Raw genomic sequence first — 15,648 nt, 5'->3', positions numbered from 1 at the left:
GCGTGCACTCCGCCGAACGGCAGACCGTCCATCGCTGGACCTTCATCTGGATTGGGGCGCTGGTCGCCCTGGTGGGCTTCAGCCTGCTCGGGGTGGCGCTCACGTCCTCTCAAGCCTGGCTTGAGACCAGCTCCTCCCTGGGGCTGTCCCTGCTGGGGTGGGGCGGGCTGGTCCAGGCCCTCAACGCGCTGCTGCTGGTGTCCGAGCAGCCCGTCGCGCCGGTGCCCAACACGGGCCTCCTTGTCGCGGGCTCCGTCGTCTGGCTCGCGGGGTGGGGGCTCATCGCCGCCGGCATCCGCCGCGCGCCGGAGCCCACCGAAGGGCCCAGCCCGGCCGCGGGCGCCACGCTGTACCCGCGCCTAGCGCGCTACCGGGACTTCTACTGGAGCACCCTGGGCGCCTACGGCGGCGGCATGCTGCTGGCGGAGGTGGTCCTCGTCCTCCTGCAGACGGTGCTGTCCAGCGGCGTGTCCGCCACGGAGCTGGGCGCGGCGGGGAAGGGCGCCGGCGGCCTGTCGCTGCCGCCCACCGGGGCCTTCGCCATCGCGTTGCTCGCGGGCGGCATGGTGGCCTTCATCTCCGGCTTCATCGGCGCGTCGCGCGCGCAGCGGCTGTCGCTGCCCGAGGCCACCATCGGCGTGCTGTACCTGGGCCTGCCCATCCCCATCATCCTCACGTTGATGGAGCGGCTGCCCGGGCTGCAGCTCTCACTGGGCTACCGGCTGCGCGAGGTGACGTACGTCGCGGGGCTGATTGGCCGCCCGGAGCTGGGGTACTGGCTCGTCTTTACCTTCCTGGTGCTGGCGCTGGTGCTGGGCATCAACACCGGCTTCATCGCCGCCGGCAGCGGCCGGGTGGACCTGAAGCTGGGGTTCGAGCTCTTCGTCGCGCGCCGGCACGTGGCGGTGTTCCGGCCGTCGCTGCTGCTGGGGACGCTGGCGGTGCTGATGCTCGGCATCATCCCCCCGCTGCTCATCTACTTCATCATCCGCTCGGCGGAAGCGGCCGTGGAGCGCACCCGCATCCGCGAACTGGGCCTGAAGGACCCGTTGGCGGCCGCCTCCGACCTCAACCGCCTCAAGCTGCGGGAGCAGTCGCCCACCATGATGATGACCGCCCTGTCCGTGGGCGGCGTGGGCGTGGGCGTGATGGCGCTCATCATCGTGCTGTCGGTGATGAGCGGCTTCGAGGCCGACCTGCAGCAGAAGATCCTGGGCACCAACGCGCACGCCGTGGTGTCGAAGTACGCGGGCGACCTGCCCGAGTACGCCAAGGTCATGGAGTCCGTCCGCAAGGTGCCCGGCGTCGTGGGACAGACGCCCTTCATCATCAACCAGGTGATGATTGCGTCCGAGGGCAACGTGGACGGTGTCATCATCAAGGGCATCGACCCGGGCACGGTGGGCGAGGTGACGGACCTGCCCAAGAACATCCTCGGTGGCGGCTCGCTCGACATCCTCTACACGCCGGAGAAGATCGTCCACCGCGGCCTGCCGGACGAGGAGCCCGCGGAGGAGAGCGGGGTAGAGGAGGACGACATCATCCGCCGCTCCGGGACGCCCAAGAAGGCGCCGGTGCTGCCGGGCATCGTCATTGGCCGTGAGCTGGCGGCGTCGCTGCGCGTGGTGGTGGGAGACCGGGTGAACGTCGTCTCCCCGCTGGGCACCGAGCTGAGCCCCTCCGGCCCGATTCCGAAGAGCCGCGCCTTCCGCGTGGCGGCCATCTTCTACTCGGGCATGTACGAGTACGACTCCAAGTTCGTCTACATCCTCCTTAATGAGGCCCAGGACTTCTTCGGCGTGAAGGGGGCCACGGGCATCGAACTGAAGGTGGCGGACATCGATGATGCGCGGCGCATCGCCGCGCAGGTGGTGAAGGTGCTGGGCGGCTATCCCTACCGGGCTCGCGACTGGGGAGAGATGAACAAGAACCTCTTCTCCGCGCTGCGCCTGGAGAAGCTGGTGATGGGCATCATCCTCTCCATCATCATCATCGTGGCCGCGGGTCTCATCGTCGCCACCGTCATCATGCTGGTGCTGGAGAAGCGGAAGGAGATTTCCGTCCTCAAGGCACTGGGCGTCCCCGATGGCGGCATCGTGAAGATATTCCTCGCGGAGGGTCTGCAGATTGGCGTCGCGGGCGGCTTCCTCGGACTGATTTCCGGCCTGTCCTGGTGCGCCTTCATCGAGAAGGTCGGCATCAAGCTGGACCCGGACGTCTATTACATCCCGGCGGTGCCGGTGCGCGTCGAGCCGGTGCAGACCGTGCTGGCCGTCGTCATCGCGGTGCTCGTCACCTACCTCGCCTCCATCTACCCGGCCCTCAAGGCCAGCAGTGTGGAGCCGGTGGAAGGCCTCAAGGCGGAGTAGCCATGGCGCTCTTGTCCATCCGCAACGTCTTCAAGAGCTACTTCCTGCACGGCAAGCGCATCGACATCCTTCGAGGCGTGTCGCTGGACATCCAGCGGGGAGAGCTCGTCTCGCTGGTGGGCGCGTCCGGGGCGGGGAAGAGCACCTTCCTGCACGTCCTGGGCACGCTGGATGCCCCGGCCGCCGGCGAGGTGATGTTCGAGGACCGCTCGGTGTTCTCCATGAACGACGCGGAGATCGCCGAGTTCCGGAACCAGACCATCGGCTTCGTCTTCCAGAGCCACTTCCTCTTGCCGGAGTTCACCGCCCTGGAGAACGTAGCCATGCCCGCCCTCATCCGGCGACAGGACCGCACTGGCGCCTACGCCTATGCCCGTGAACTGCTGGAGCGGGTGGGACTGGGACACCGCGTGGACCACCGTCCAGGGGAACTGTCGGGTGGTGAGGCCCAGCGCGTGGCCCTGGCGCGCGCCCTGGTGCTCAAGCCCGCGGTGTTGCTGGCGGACGAGCCCACCGGCAACCTGGACCCGGCGACGGGCGAGGGCATCCACCAGCTCCTGCGGGAAGTGAACCGCGAACAGGGAATCACCGCCGTGGTCGTCACCCACAACGAGACGCTTGCCCGCTCCATGCCCCGCCGCCTCAGGTTGGCCGGGGGCGAGGTGTCGGAGGCGTGATGTCCCGGCAATTTTGCATTGAGGCCCTTGGGGGCCTTCCCGTAGATTGCCCCGCCTTTTCCTGGCCGGTCTCCCCTTGAGGCACCCCGTTCTGTCGCGCAAGTCACTGCTCCCGCTGCTGGCGGTCGCCATGTGGTCCCTCGTGCCCGGCTCCGTGCTGGCGCAAGAGGATGAGGGCGCCGCCGCGTCTTCAGCCGTGCCCGAGGTGTCCGCTCCCGCTGCTCCTGCCGACGCGGCCTCCGAGCCCGCGCTCCCCGACGATGCCCCGGTGTCTCCGGAGGACGCCCGCCGGGTGGTGGAGGTCCGCGTCGAAGGCAACCGGCGCGTCGAGGCCGAAGCCATCCGCCGCGCCCTCCGCACCCGTGTGGGGGACGAACTGAGCCCCACGCGCACCGCCCAGGACCTCCGGGCGGTGTGGGCGCTGGGCTACTTCCAAGACGTGGAGCTGCTCGTCCAGCGGCTGGCCCGCGGCGTCGCCTATGTGGTGCGCGTGGAGGAGCGCCCCACCGTCCGGCTCGTCCAACTCGTAGGCAACGAGGAGCTGAACAAGGACGACCTGAAGGAGGAGATTGACGTCAAGCCCTCCACCATCCTGGACATGGAGTTGGTGCGCTCCAGCGTGCAGAAGATCCAGGCGAAGTACGTGGAGAAGGGCTACTTCCTCGCCGAGGTCAGTCACCAGCTCAAGCCCGTCGAGGGCGGCGCCAACGTGGATGTGGTGTTCAACATCAACGAGCGCGCCAAGGTGATGGTGAAGCAGATCACCATCCTCGGGGCGGAGAAGCTGCCCGCCGCGGAGCTGAAGGAGACGATGATCACCCGCGAGGGCGGGTTCCTCTCCTTCTTCACCGGTGAGGGCACCTACCGCGAGGAGGCCTTCCAGCGCGACCTGGCCGTCATCCAGATCGCCTACTACGACAAGGGCTTCATCAACGTCCGGGTGGACAAGCCCACCGTCCAGCTCTCCGCGGACAAGCGCTTCATCTTCATCACCCTCCGCGTGACGGAGGGCGAGCCGTACGACATCGGGAAGATCGACTTCTCCGGTGACCTGCTCGACGACGTCACCAAGGAGCAGATGGCGTCGATGATGAAGTCCGCCACCGGCGGGCGCTTCAACCGCTCGCAGTTGTCGCAGGACATCCTCTCCGTCTCGGACGTCTACTACGACCGCGGCTACGCCTACGCGAACATCAACCCCATCACCAGCGTCAACGCGGACAACCGCACGGTGGACCTGACCTTCGACGTGCAGAAGGGGCCCCAGGTCACCATCGAGCGCATCGACGTGGTGGGCAACAGCAAGACGCGTGACAAGGTCATCCGCCGCGAGCTGCGCGTCTACGAAGGCGAGCTCTACAGCGGCACCGGCGTGCGCCGCAGCCGCGAGCGCGTCACCGCGCTGGGCTTCTTCGAGACGGTGGAAATCACCCAGCGCCCCGGCTCGGCGGACGACACCATCGTCCTCCAGGTGGAGGTGAAGGAGAAGGCCACCGGTACGTTCCAGGTCGGTCTGGGCTTCTCCAACGTGGAGAACTTCATCTTCACGGCGCAGATCGCCCAGAACAACTTCCTGGGCTGGGGCCAGAGCATCTCCGCGTCCGCTCAGATTTCCGGTCTGCGCTCCCTGGTGCAGCTGTCCTTCTACGACCCGTACTTCCTGGACACGCGCTACCTGCTGTCGGCGGAGTTCTTCCGCATCCAGGCGGACTACGAAGGCTTCATCCGCAATTCGACCGGTGGCACGGTGTCCATCGGCTACCAGTTCATCGACGACCTGCTGGGCACCATTGGTTACTCGCGTGAGTGGGTCAACGTGGAGGCCGGGCAGAACCTGGGCGCGGTGCTGCTGGCCAACCAGTTCCTGTCCGGAACGACCAGCGCGGCCCGCCTGTCGCTGTCGTTCGACCGGCGCGACAACCGCCTGTTCCCGTCGCGCGGCTTCATCCACTACGGCTCGGTGGAGCTCGCCCCGGACTTCCTGGGCGGCACGTTCCTCTACAACCGGTACACGGCCTACTCTCGGTTGTACTTCCCCATGCCACTGGGCTTCGTCTTCAAGACGAACGCCACCATTGGCTACATCCAGCAGCTGGACCAGAACAAGCCGCTGCCCATCTCCGAGCTCTACTACGTGGGCGGCATCAACAGCGTCCGCGGGTACTTCCTGCGCAGCATCAGCCCGTCCGTGAAGGTTCCCCGCTCCGGCAGTCCGGACGCGACCATCACCGATTTCCGGGTGGGCGGTAACAAGCAGCTCATCTTCAACTTCGAGCTGGAGTTCCCCATCTTCGAGAAGGCCGGCCTGCGCGGCGTCGTCTTCTACGACGCGGGTAACGCCTTCGCGGCGAATGAGCGCTTCTTCGAGGACCGTCAGGACCGGCTGCCGCTCGGTCTCTTCCATGCTGCCGGCTTTGGATTCCGCTGGTTCTCGCCCATTGGCCCCCTGCGCTTCGAGTGGGGCATCCCGCTCACCAGGCGGCCGGAGGACGACAACATCCTGTTCGAGTTCACTATCGGCAACTTCTTCTGATAAGCCCTTGGCCCGTCGTCCGGCGTCCGCCCCCACGGGCGGAGGGAATTGAAGATGCCCGATAGGCGTACGTCGGAGCTTGTACCCTTCCTGAGGAGTTGCTGAACATGTCGCTTCGCACCACCATCGCGGCCACGGCCGCCGCTCTGTCGCTCGCCCTCCCGGTGGCCGCCTCGGCCGCCGAGCTGAAGGTCGCCTACGTGGACCTCCAGAAAGTCATGCTGGAGGTGGATGACGGAAAGGCCGCCAAGTCCCGTCTCCAGAAGTGGCTCGACGACCGCCAGAAGGAAATCGACAAGGAGCAGAACGCGCTCCGCGCCGAGAAGGAGACGCTCGACAAGCAGGCCAGCGCCATGAGCGCGGAGATCAAGGCCCAGAAGGAGGCCGAGCTCCAGCGCAAGGTGATGCTGCTCGCCCAGAAGTGGGAGAAGAGCCGCGCCGAGGCCGCCAACAAGGAGCAGCAGGAGATGAAGCCGATCATCGACAAGATCGACTCCATCATCAACACCATCGCCGAGCGCGATGACCTGGGCTTCGTCCTCGAGCGCCGCGACTCCGGCATCGTCTACGCCCGGTCGCTGCACGACATCTCGAACGAAGTCATCCGGGCGTACAACAGCTCGAAGAAGACGGCGGCGAAGGACGCCCCGACGAAGAAGTAGCCGTCACTCCCAACTCGTGCAGACCGCTCCCATGCCCCGCCAGCTCGGGGAGCTCGCCGCCCACGTGGGTGGAGAGCTTCTCGGTGATCCCTCACAGCTCATTCACGGACTCAACGGGCTTGAAGAAGCCGGCCCGGGAGACGTGTCTTTCTACGGAAACCCGCGCTACCGGCGCCAGTTCGAGGCCACCCGTGCCTCGGCGGTGCTGGTGGGCGCCGACGTGCCCCCCCGCGAAGGCGTGGCGATGGTCCGGGTGGCCAACCCACATCTGGCGTACGCGAAGCTGCTGCGCCTGTTCCACACGCCAGAGCGTCCCGCCGCGGGCGTGAGGCCCGGCGCCTGGGTCCATCCCGAGGCCACCGTCCATCCGGAGGCCGTGCTGCTGCCCGGCGCGTCGGTGGACCGGGGCGGACGGGTGGGCGCGCGCACGGTGCTGTATCCGGGCGCCTACGTGGGTGAACAGGCCGAGGTGGGGGAGGACTGCGTCCTGTACCCCAACGTCACGGTGCGGGAGCGCTGCATCGTGGGCGCGCGCGTCATCCTCCACGCCTCCAGCGTGGTGGGCGCGGACGGCTTCGGCTTCGCCTTCAACCCGGAAGGCGAGGCGGGGCCGGAGCACTTCAAGATTCCCCAGGTCGGCATCGTCCGCATCGAGGACGACGTAGAGGTAGGGGCGTGCACCTGCATCGACCGCGCGACGGTGGGCGAGACAGTGGTGGGGCGCGGCGCGAAGCTCGACAACCTGGTGCAGATTGCCCACAACGTGCGAGTGGGCCCGCTGTCCCTCATCTGTGCTCAGGCCGGTGTGTCCGGCTCGGCGGAGATTGGGACGGGCGTGGTGCTCGCGGGGCAGGTGGGCGTGGTGGGGCACATCCGCGTGGGTGACCTGGCCAAGGTGGGCGCGCAGTCTGGCGTCGCGCACGACGTGCCGGACGGCCAGGTGGTGAGCGGTAGCCCCGCCGTTCCCCACCGGGAGTGGCTGCGGGCCAGCGCCGCGGCCGGCCAGATGGCGGACCTGCTCAAGGAAGTGCGCGCCCTGCGGCGCCGGGTGGAGACGCTGGAGAAGGAAAAGGGGCCGTGATGGACATCGGAGAGATTCTCAATCTGCTGCCGCATCGGTACCCGTTCCTGCTGGTGGACCGGGTAGTGGAGATCGTCCCGGGCCAGAAGCTGACGGCCTACAAGAACGTCACCATCAACGAGCCCTTCTTTAATGGGCACTTCCCCGGTCACCCGGTGATGCCGGGTGTGCTCATCCTGGAGGCGCTGGCGCAGGCGACGGCCATCCTCGCCTACAAGAGCGAGAACATGGACCCGTCGCGCAAGCTCACGTACCTGATGGGCGTGGACGGCGCGCGCTTCCGCAAGCCGGTGTTACCGGGGGATCGCCTCCAGTTGGAGATCGAGGTGGTGCGTCACAAGGGCGCTGTCTGGAAGACGAAGGGCCTGGCAACAGTCGACGGCGCGCGTGTCGCCGAAGGCGAGTTCCTGGCAACCGTCGTGGACAAGGACGCCAACGCGGCTGAGAGCGCGGCATCCTGATTCGCGCCCCGCGAGCACGAGGAAACTTCATGGCTCAGGTTCATCCCACCGCGGTGGTTCATCCCGACGCCCGCCTTCACGAAACCGTCGAGGTCGGCCCCTATTCCATCATCGGTCCCCAAGTGACGATCGGTGCGGGCTCCCGCGTGGGGCCCCACGTCGTCATCGAAGGCCGCACGACGCTGGGCGAGCGCAATCGCATCTTCCAGTTCGCCTCCGTTGGCGCCGACCCGCAGGACCTCAAGTATGCGGGCGAGGACACGGAGCTGGTGCTCGGCGACGACAACCAGATTCGCGAGTTCGTGTCGCTGCACAAGGGTACCGCCGGTGGTGGCGGCGCGACCCGCGTTGGCAGTGGCAACCTCTTCATGGCCAACTGTCACGTCGCGCATGACTGCGTGGTGGGCAATGGCTGCCGCATCGGCAATGGCTCCGCGCTGGCGGGCCACGTGACGATGGAGGACCACGTCATCATCAGCGGCCTTGCGGCGGTGCATCAGTTCACCCGCCTGGGCAAGCACGCCTTCATCTCCGGCGGCGCCATGGTGACCATGGACATCCCGCCGTATGCCACCGCTCAGGGAGACCGGGCGGAGCTGGTGGGCCTCAACACGGTGGGCCTGGAGCGCAGTGGCTTCTCCAAGGAGCAGATTGAGCGGGTGAAGGAAGCGCACCGCATCCTGTTCCGCTCGAAGCTGACGCTCCAGGAGGCCATGGTGCGGTTGCGCGCGGAGCTGGCGGGCCACTCCGAGGTGGACCACCTCATCCAGTTCATCCAGCAGAGCAAGCGCGGCCTCACGCGCTGACGCCGTGAGTGACGGAGGAGAATCGGCGGTGGAGCGGATTGGCCTCATCGCGGGCAACGGCCGGTTGCCCTTTCTCTTCGCGCGCGCCGCGAGGAAGAAGGGCCTGGAAGTCGTGGCCGTGGCCCATCGTGGAGAGACGGACCCGGCGTTGGCCGCGGAGGTGGACCGGCTGACGTGGGTGCGCGTCGGTCAGGTGGACCGCATCCAGAAGGCCTTGCGGGAAGCGGGCGTGAAGCAGGCGGCCATGGCGGGCGGCATCGGCCGTGTGCGGGCGCTGGCGGAAGCCCGGCCGGACCTGGGCGCGGTGCGCATCATCTCCCGGCTGCGAAGCTTCCGGGATGATGCGCTGCTGCGCGCGGTGGCCTCGGACTTCGAGTCGCGCGGCGTCACCATCATCGCCCCCACGGATTTCCTGGGTGAGGTGCTGTGCCCGGAGGGCCACCTCGCAGGGCCCCGGCTGCACCCGGCGCAGGAGAAGGACGTGGCCCTGGGCCGCGAGGTCGCCGTGCTGCTGGGCCAGGCGGACGTGGGGCAGACGGTGGTCGTGCACAACGGCCACGTCTTGGCGCTGGAAGCGGTGGAGGGCACGGACGAGGCCATTCGCCGGGGCGGCAGTCTGGGTGGCAATTCAGGCGCCGTGGTGGTGAAGCGCTGCAAGCCGCAGCAGGACCTCCGCTTCGACCTGCCGGCCGTGGGCCCTCGCACGCTGGAAGTCATGCAGGAGGTGGGCGCGCGCGTGCTGGCGCTCGAGGTGGGGCGCACGGTGCTGCTGGACGCCCCGGCCCTCTTCGCGGGCGCCGAGTCCAAGGGCATCACCATCGTCGGCGTGCCCTGAGCCCCGGCGACGGGTGACGGATTCGCCCCGGTACGAGGCCTACCCGTTCAGGTGTGGGACGGCCTGCGACCAGCAGGGCCTCGTTCCCCTGGCCGGGCTCCCCTGGGACAGGGGGCGATTGAATACCGTTGCACCTCCAACGTCCCCCACGGGGAGCGTTTCCCTGCACGCCACCTCGTCCTACCCTCGCGGAGCAGTCCATCCACACGTGCCGCGGTTGGTCGCGGTCCGTGACGCCAGAGGCCTACACCGCGCCATGAACGCCCGTCTGCTGCTCCTCACCATTGTCCTCTCTTCGCCGATGCCGGTGCTCGCGGACGCCGTTCGAGTCTCCCTGGAGGGGCGCGCCGTGCTGGGGGAGAAGCTCCCGGCGCTGCTGGTCCACATCGAGGAGCCCATCGCGGGCTTCGAGGTGAAGCTGAAGCGCAGCGACGGCCAGGACGTGGAGGTGAAGGGAGGCGGGAGTCCGGGCCTCACGCGCCGCATCGAGCTGAAGCAGCCGGAAGGCCGCTTCCACTACGCGGGAGAGCTCACGGTGCGCTTCCCGGATGCGGAATCCGGCGTGATGCCGTTGTCTTTCGACACGGAGCTCTACGGCTCGCTGACGCTGGACGTGCGCAAGGAGGACGTGGACGTGGCGGCGCGCCGGCTGCGCTTCGTCCTGTCCCGGCCCGCGAAGCGCGCGGAGTTGACGGTGTTGATGGACACCGGGAAGAAGGCCTTCGAGGGCGAGGTGCCATTCAAGGGGGAGGCGGGGGGGACGCCACTGGAGCTGACGTGGCCGGCGGCGGAGGGGCGGGTGATGAAGATCTCCCTCCGTGCGTTCGACACGGCGGAGTTCTACACGGGCGTCGACCTGTATCCGTGGCAGGTGGACATTCCGCACGAGGAGGTGAACTTCGCCTCGGGCCGCGCGGACATTCCGGCGGCGGAGCGGGGCAAGCTGGACAAGAGCCACGCCCTCATCGTGGACGCGCTGACGAAGTACGGTCGCTTCGCGTCGCTGCGGCTCTACGTGATGGGCCACACGGACACCGTGGGGGCCGCGGCGGAGAACCTGGACCTGTCGGTGCGGCGGGCGAAGAGTCTGGCGGCCTATTTCCGGAAGAAGGGGCTGCGGGTGCCCGTGTTCTACGAAGGGCTGGGAGAAGAGGCCCCGGCCGTCGCGACGCCCGACGAGACAGCGGAGGCGGGCAACCGCCGCGCGGAATACATCATCGCGGTGGAGGAGCCGGTGCTGCAGCACGCGCCGCGCCCTCCGCGGTGGCGGAAGCTGTAGAGCAGTCATCGAGGGAGAGGAAAGGACGCATGGACCGATTCCACCAGAAGGCGTGGGCGTTGCTCGGGCTGGGGGTGCTGGGGAGCACGGGATGCGCGCACCAGGCGCGTCTCGCGGAGCGTCAGGGCGTGGAGGCGGAGAAGTGTGAGCTCGTGCACCGGCTGCTGCAGGAGCCGGTGCCGTCCCAGGTCGTCCGCGAAGTCGTCGCGGCCGGTCGCGATGAGCCCGCGCCGGTGGTGGTGTACGTGCGCCGTCCGGAGGAGGCGATGCTGGAGCGCTTCTTCTCCGGTGACGCGCCCAGTTGCGGCGACGCCACCTTCAAGGTGGTGCAGGAGAACGTGCTCGACGCGGTGGTGGTGTACCTGCAGGAAATCCAGGACGGATACGCGTACGACGCGCGCCGCGCCAGCCACGACGAGCTGTCACTGGAGGGCAAGCCGCAGGGCCTGTTGAAGCGCAAGGGCCCGGAGTGGGTGGCCATCCCCGGACCTACCTGAACAGCTCCTTGCCGCCGTCCGCGATGAACTGCACCGCGATGGCGGCCAGGATGAGTCCCATCACCCGCTCGACGATGGCCACGCCGGACTGGCGCAGCACGCGCTGGATGAACCCGGAGGCGCGGAGGATGAAGTAGCTGGCCACGAACGTCAGCACGACGGCGGCCAGCACGGGAATGGCGGAGACGAGCGTGTCGCCCTTGGCCATCAGCACCATGGAGGTGGCGATGGCGCCCGGGCCCGCCAGCAGCGGAATGGCGAGGGGGACGATGGCCACGTCCTCCTTCACCACGCCTTCCTGTTCCTCGGACGGCGTGGTGCGCGTCTCCGACGGGCGGGCGCGAAGCATGTCCAGCGCGGTGATGAGCAGCAGGATGCCGCCGGCCACCCGGAAGGCGCCCAGCGACACGCCGAACACCTTGAAGATGACGCCGCCGAAGAGGGCGAAGAACAGCATCATCCCGCAGGCCACCAGGCAGGCGCGCATGGCGGTGCGGCGCACCTTCTCCTGCGTGTCCCCGGCCGTCATCGCCAGGAACAGCGGGACGACGCCAATGGGGTCCACCACGAAGAAGATGGCCGACAGCGAGACGAGGAACAGCGACGCGTATTCCGGCATGACAGCCTGGGCTTACACCGTGAGCCGCAGCTTCCACACCATGGTGAGAGCCTCGGCGAAGATTTTCTTGCTCATCTTCGAGTGACCCACGCGCCGGTCCTCGAAGACGATGGGCACTTCGCGCACGGTGAAGCCCTTGCGCAGCGTGCGGTAGGTCAGCTCGATTTGAAACGCGTAGCCGGTGCTCTTCACAGAGTCCAAATCGATGGCCTCCAGCACCCTGCGGTGGAAGCACTTGAATCCGCCAGTGAGGTCCTGGATGCCCACGCCCAGAATCGACCGGGCGTAGAGGCTGCCGCCGCGGCTGATGATTTGCCGCCCCACGCCCCAGTTCACCGTGCCGCCACCCGTGACGTAGCGCGAGCCGAGCACCAGGTCCGCGCCAGCCTCTGCCGCATCCAGGATGCCGGGCAGGTAGCGCGGGTCGTGGCTGAAGTCCGCGTCCATCTCCAGGATGTACGTGTACTGCTCGGCCAGGGCCCAGCGGAACGCGGCGAGGTACGCGCGGCCCAGGCCTTCCTTCTTCTCGCGGTGAAGGACGCGCACGCGCGAATCCTGCGCGGCGAGCCCGTCCGCGAGCTGCCCTGTTCCATCGGGCGAATTGTCGTCCACGATGAGGATGTCGACCCGGGGGTCGGCCTCCAACACCGCCTGGACGATGGCCTCGATGTTTTCCCGCTCGTTGTACGTGGGGATGCAGACCAGGGCTGGGTTCATGACCCGGCCGACATACCCTAAACGCGGCCCGGGGGCAGCAGCTCCAGTACGGACTCCGCCGCCCGGGTGGCCGCGCCCGTCTCACCCAGCCGGCCGCGCATCTCCGCCAGCCCCTGGATCATCTCTTCCCGGGGAGCACCGGGTATCCAGACGCGGCGGACCTCCTCGGCGATGCGCTCGGGTGTCATCTCCCCTTGGAGCAGCTCGGGGACGACGCGCCGGCCCGCCAGCAGGTTGATGAGGGACACGAAGGCCACCTTCAGCATCAACCGGCCCACCCAGTAGGTGATGAGGGACACGCGGTAGACGACCACCAGGGGGCGCTGCATCAGTCCGGCTTCCAGGACGGCGGTACCGGAGGCCACCACCGCGGCGTCACTGGCGCCCACGACCTCGGGCGCCCGGCCCTCCACCAGGATGGGGGTCACACCACTTCCTTCGAAGCGGGACGTGATCTCCTCCCGGTCGATGGTGGGCGCGACGGGGACGACGACCTGGAGTCCGGGCCGCTCGGCGGAGAGGCGTTTCGCCGCCCCCACCATGTCGGGGAGCAGACGGCGGATTTCGCCCATCCGGCTGCCGGGCAGCAGCGCGAGCGTGGGGGCGTCCTTCGCCAACCCCAGCCGCTCGCGGAAGGCCGTGGCCGTATCCGGCGAGGGGACCTGCTCTACTACCGGGCTGCCGACATAGCGGGCGCTGACGCCAGCCTCCCGGTAGAAGTCCTCCTCGAACGGGAGGATGCAGAGCATCCGGTCCACCAACCGTTTGATGGTGCGCACCCGGCCCCGGCGCCAGGCCCAGATCATGGGCGACACGTAGTAGGCGACGGGTATCCCCAACGCCTTGAGCTTCTTGGCCAGGCGCAGGTTGAAGTCAGGGATGTCCACCAGGATGGCGACGTCCGGGCGGCGCTCTGCGGCGGCCTCGGCCAAACCCTTCAGAATCTGAAGGATGCGGGGAATCCGGGGCAGTACCTCGGTGATGCCCATGACGGACACCTCCCGGGCATCGAAGAGCAGCTCCACTCCCTGGGCGGCCAGGCGGGCACCGCCCATGCCAAAGAAGGTGAGGTCGGGACGGCGGGCCCGGAGGGCGGCGACGAGCTCGGCGGCGTGGGTATCGCCTGACGCCTCGCCGGCGACGACGAGGATGCGGGGTGGATTCGTCATGTGAGGGGCACGCATCGTACCTGATGCGGGAGCGGGTGAAGGTGTAGACTGTGGCCCCCTTGAAGACGCTTCTGCTCGCCGAGAGCCATCCCCCCACGCTCGAGCACCTCAAAGGCCTGCTCTCCCAGGCTGGGTACACCGTTCGCGCGGTGAACGATCCGGTGACGGCGTTGGAGCACTTCGCGGCGGACAACCCGGACGTGGTGGTGCTGTCGGTGGACCTTCCGCGCGTGGAAGGTGCGCACGTGGTGCACCTCATTCGAGGCCACGGGCAGGGCGGCAGGGTGCCTATCGTCGCCATCGACAAGGGACACCTGGGGCGTGCGCGGGGCGTGAGCTCGGTGCTGGACCTCAAGGTGAACGCCTACGTGGCGGACCCGCTCAAACCGGGCGAGCTGGTGCCCCGGCTGGAGTCGTTGGTGCGCGCGGCGCAGGCGGTGCAACTCACCGGGCTGGCAGCCACGTTGTCCCGGCCCGCCGTCAATTCGGGCGAGCTGAAGGGCCACCCGCTGCCCGCGCTGTTCCACTCCATCTACCGGTTGCGCCGGGATGGCGTGCTCGTGGTGGCGCACCGGGGCTTGAGCCGGCGCGTGTACTTTTTGCGCGGCGGGCCCGTGAGCTACGACTCCACGGCGAACGCGGACTCGCTTCCCAGCTACCTGCTCGCCCGGAACGTGCTCAACCCGCAACAGGCGCAGCGGGTGACGGAGGCGTTGGACTCCGGTCTGCGCATCGGCGCGGCGCTCGCGGATGCGGGTGTGGAAGCAGCGGGCGAGGAACTGTTGCAGCTCCTGCGCGATTACAACCGGGACCGGGTGGAGCGGGTGCTGGGGATGCGCGAGGGCCGCTACGCCTTCTACGCGGGAGACGACTTCACGTCGGAGGTCGCGTCGGTGGAGGTTCCGCCGCTGGCGCCGGTGCTGGATGGCGCGCGCCGCTGCTTCACCATGAAGGTGATGGCGGCCTCGCTGCGGGCGCACATGGGCGACTACCCGGTGCGCTCACAGGAGTTCGGGCGCGACCTGCACGCCATGGGGCTGGACACGGACGACCTGAAGATCGCCATGCAGGTCAACGGCCGCATCGCGCTGAAGGACCTGTTGGCGCACGGGCGCGGCGAGCTGCGCATGGCGTACTCGCTGCTGTGGTTCCTGAAGCTGACGGGTGGGGTGACGTTCTCCTCCACGCCCGTGGCCACGGGGACGGACGTGTTGTCCGCGGCGGTGCTGCCGGACCGGATTGCGCCGCGCAAGCGCAAGGCCCTGCCGCCCGAGACGGCGGCCTCGCTGCGTGAGGAAGCGCTGCGCATCATCACCCGCAGCTACTTCGGAGGGCTGGGCCTGGACATCGCGGCGGACGCGGAGGCGGTGGAGCGCGCCTACCACGAGACGGCGATGCGCTTTCACCCGGACACCTACGCCGAGTTCGACATCTCCGACTTGAAGGACCTGCTGGAGTCGGTGCAGGACCGGCTGTCCGCGTCGTACCGGGTGCTGAGCGTGGAGGAGAAGCGCAAGGCCTACCTCCAGTACCTCTTCAGCCGGATGGACGTGGGGCGGAACACAGCGGTGGTCGTGGACGCGGAAATCGCGCTGCGCCGGGGCGAGTCCGCCTTGAAGCGTCGTGACTTCCCCCAGGCGGCAAAGGCCTTCGAGGAAGCGGTGTCGCTCAATCCGGACGAGCCGGAGTACTACCCCTTCCTCGCGTGGGCCACGTACCGGATGCCCACGGGGGCGCCGGTGGTACGGGCCAAGAAGGCGCAGCAGGTGCTGAAGAAGGCGCTGTCGCTGGGCCCGTACGTGGAGCGGTTGCACATCATCTCGGCCATCATCGACATGGACCTGGGAGACGCGCCGCTGGCGCGGAAGAAGCTGCAGCGGGTGCTGGAGTACAACCCGTACTCCCAGCTCGCGAAGGCGGCGTTGCGCAAGGTAGGGCGCTAG

14 protein-coding genes are annotated in these 15,648 nt (G+C 68.2%); 11 read left to right on the top strand and 3 right to left on the bottom strand.

Annotation, left to right across the window (positions count from 1 at the left end):
- The first annotated feature begins 2 nt into the window (after nt 1–2).
- From BHS09_RS23930 to BHS09_RS23885, 10 genes are all read left to right on the top strand, one after another.
- On the top strand, nt 3–2,369 hold the full coding sequence (locus tag BHS09_RS23930; RefSeq protein WP_140793537.1) for an ABC transporter permease: 2,367 nt from the start codon (nt 3–5) through the stop codon (nt 2,367–2,369).
- 2 nt (nt 2,370–2,371) lie between these two features.
- Entirely contained in the window at nt 2,372–3,046 is a 675-nt protein-coding gene (locus BHS09_RS23925) for an ABC transporter ATP-binding protein (protein ID WP_140793535.1), read from the top strand.
- A 130-nt stretch (nt 3,047–3,176) separates the two neighbouring features.
- Nucleotides 3,177–5,579, top strand: coding sequence for an outer membrane protein assembly factor BamA (bamA, locus tag BHS09_RS23920; protein WP_237078449.1), 2,403 nt, complete (start codon nt 3,177–3,179; stop codon nt 5,577–5,579).
- Nucleotides 5,580–5,686: 107 nt separating this feature from the next.
- Complete coding sequence (locus BHS09_RS23915) at nt 5,687–6,241, top strand: OmpH/Skp family outer membrane protein (RefSeq protein ID WP_140793530.1); 555 nt, start codon at nt 5,687–5,689, stop codon at nt 6,239–6,241.
- A gap of 31 nt (nt 6,242–6,272) precedes the next feature.
- Nucleotides 6,273–7,322: a UDP-3-O-(3-hydroxymyristoyl)glucosamine N-acyltransferase gene (lpxD, locus tag BHS09_RS23910; RefSeq protein WP_174260076.1), complete on the top strand. Its 1,050-nt coding sequence runs from the start codon at nt 6,273–6,275 to the stop codon at nt 7,320–7,322.
- Nucleotides 7,322–7,783: a 3-hydroxyacyl-ACP dehydratase FabZ gene (gene fabZ, locus BHS09_RS23905; RefSeq protein WP_140796573.1), complete on the top strand. Its 462-nt coding sequence runs from the start codon at nt 7,322–7,324 to the stop codon at nt 7,781–7,783. The genes lpxD and fabZ overlap by 1 nt, the downstream gene beginning before the upstream one ends.
- A 29-nt stretch (nt 7,784–7,812) precedes the next feature.
- A complete protein-coding gene (gene lpxA, locus BHS09_RS23900) occupies nt 7,813–8,589 on the top strand; it encodes an acyl-ACP--UDP-N-acetylglucosamine O-acyltransferase (RefSeq protein ID WP_011554711.1) in 777 nt (258 codons plus the stop codon).
- Between the two features lie 28 nt (nt 8,590–8,617).
- Nucleotides 8,618–9,424 (top strand): LpxI family protein, encoded by an 807-nt coding sequence (locus BHS09_RS23895; RefSeq protein ID WP_140796572.1) that lies wholly within the window; start codon nt 8,618–8,620, stop codon nt 9,422–9,424.
- A gap of 256 nt (nt 9,425–9,680) precedes the next feature.
- A complete protein-coding gene (locus tag BHS09_RS23890; RefSeq protein WP_237077379.1) occupies nt 9,681–10,703 on the top strand; it encodes an OmpA family protein in 1,023 nt (340 codons plus the stop codon).
- 29 nt (nt 10,704–10,732) lie between these two features.
- Nucleotides 10,733–11,200 carry a hypothetical protein gene (locus BHS09_RS23885; RefSeq protein ID WP_140793524.1) on the top strand — a complete coding sequence of 156 codons (468 nt, stop codon included), beginning with the start codon at nt 10,733–10,735 and terminating at the stop codon, nt 11,198–11,200.
- On the opposite strand, the gene BHS09_RS23880 is transcribed toward BHS09_RS23885, so the two are convergent.
- The 3 genes from BHS09_RS23880 to lpxB are packed head-to-tail and all read right to left on the bottom strand — an operon-like array spanning nt 11,193 to nt 13,705.
- Complete coding sequence (locus BHS09_RS23880; protein WP_140793522.1) at nt 11,193–11,819, bottom strand: MarC family protein; 627 nt, start codon at nt 11,817–11,819, stop codon at nt 11,193–11,195. The two genes, BHS09_RS23885 and BHS09_RS23880, sit on opposite strands and share 8 nt — an antisense overlap.
- Nucleotides 11,820–11,831: 12 nt before the next feature.
- The gene (locus tag BHS09_RS23875) at nt 11,832–12,536 is read right to left on the bottom strand and encodes a polyprenol monophosphomannose synthase (protein ID WP_140793520.1); all 705 of its coding nucleotides are present in this window, start codon (nt 12,534–12,536) and stop codon (nt 11,832–11,834) included.
- A 17-nt stretch (nt 12,537–12,553) separates the two neighbouring features.
- Nucleotides 12,554–13,705 carry a lipid-A-disaccharide synthase gene (gene lpxB / locus BHS09_RS23870; RefSeq protein WP_140799146.1) on the bottom strand — a complete coding sequence of 384 codons (1,152 nt, stop codon included), beginning with the start codon at nt 13,703–13,705 and terminating at the stop codon, nt 12,554–12,556.
- A gap of 50 nt (nt 13,706–13,755) precedes the next feature.
- On the opposite strand from lpxB, the gene BHS09_RS23865 reads away from it, so the two are divergent.
- Nucleotides 13,756–15,648, top strand: a complete 1,893-nt coding sequence (locus BHS09_RS23865) for a DUF4388 domain-containing protein (protein WP_174258876.1) — start codon at nt 13,756–13,758, stop codon at nt 15,646–15,648.

Origin of the sequence: Myxococcus xanthus (assembly GCF_006402735.1) — a bacterium.
In the GTDB taxonomy this organism is placed as follows: Bacteria; Myxococcota; Myxococcia; order Myxococcales; family Myxococcaceae; genus Myxococcus; species Myxococcus xanthus_A.
The sequence above is the reverse complement of the archived record's forward strand: the minus strand, read 5'-3'. Positions and strand labels throughout refer to the sequence as shown.

Excerpts from the sequence above, each read along its gene's own strand:
- BHS09_RS23925 (WP_140793535.1), top strand. The coding sequence starts at position 2,372 with ATGGCGCTCTTGTCCATCCGCAACGTCTTCAAGAGCTACTTCCTGCAC.
- bamA (WP_237078449.1), top strand. The coding sequence starts at position 3,177 with ATGTGGTCCCTCGTGCCCGGCTCCGTGCTGGCGCAAGAGGATGAGGGC.
- BHS09_RS23915 (WP_140793530.1), top strand. The coding sequence starts at position 5,687 with ATGTCGCTTCGCACCACCATCGCGGCCACGGCCGCCGCTCTGTCGCTC.
- lpxD (WP_174260076.1), top strand. The coding sequence starts at position 6,273 with ATGCCCCGCCAGCTCGGGGAGCTCGCCGCCCACGTGGGTGGAGAGCTT.
- fabZ (WP_140796573.1), top strand. The coding sequence starts at position 7,322 with ATGGACATCGGAGAGATTCTCAATCTGCTGCCGCATCGGTACCCGTTC.
- lpxA (WP_011554711.1), top strand. The coding sequence starts at position 7,813 with ATGGCTCAGGTTCATCCCACCGCGGTGGTTCATCCCGACGCCCGCCTT.
- BHS09_RS23890 (WP_237077379.1), top strand. The coding sequence starts at position 9,681 with ATGAACGCCCGTCTGCTGCTCCTCACCATTGTCCTCTCTTCGCCGATG.
- BHS09_RS23885 (WP_140793524.1), top strand. The coding sequence starts at position 10,733 with ATGGACCGATTCCACCAGAAGGCGTGGGCGTTGCTCGGGCTGGGGGTG.
- BHS09_RS23880 (WP_140793522.1), bottom strand. The coding sequence starts at position 11,819 with ATGCCGGAATACGCGTCGCTGTTCCTCGTCTCGCTGTCGGCCATCTTC.
- BHS09_RS23875 (WP_140793520.1), bottom strand. The coding sequence starts at position 12,536 with ATGAACCCAGCCCTGGTCTGCATCCCCACGTACAACGAGCGGGAAAAC.
- lpxB (WP_140799146.1), bottom strand. The coding sequence starts at position 13,705 with ATGACGAATCCACCCCGCATCCTCGTCGTCGCCGGCGAGGCGTCAGGC.